This window comes from Aequorivita sp. KMM 9714 (assembly GCF_011065475.1).
GTDB classification, from domain to species: Bacteria; Bacteroidota; Bacteroidia; order Flavobacteriales; family Flavobacteriaceae; genus Aequorivita; species Aequorivita sinensis.
The window spans coordinates 1-270 of record NZ_JAAGRO010000061.1; the positions used below are offsets into that span (position 1 = coordinate 1).

Annotated in this window: 1 protein-coding gene; it reads left to right on the top strand. The window is 33.0% G+C overall.

Annotation, left to right across the window (positions count from 1 at the left end):
• Nucleotides 1-270 (top strand): tetratricopeptide repeat protein (locus G3A46_RS14175; protein ID WP_206736035.1); only part of this gene is annotated, 270 nt, incomplete at both ends.

Genomic DNA, 270 nt, shown 5'->3' on the forward strand with positions numbered 1-270 from the left:
TGAATACAATATTACGTAACATATTTATTTTAGCCTTTATAGTTCTCTCAACGGGAAGCACTTTTGGGCAGGTAAAAGATGTAAAAAGGGCAAATAAAGAATTTGACAAGTATGCTTATATCGATGCACGACAAATCTATCTAAAAGTAGTTGAAGATGGATACGAATCTGCTCAGATATATGAAAACTTAGGAGACACCTATTATTTTAATGGAGATTATACCAACGCAGCAAAATGGTACGAAAAATTAGTAACTACGTTTCCAGATG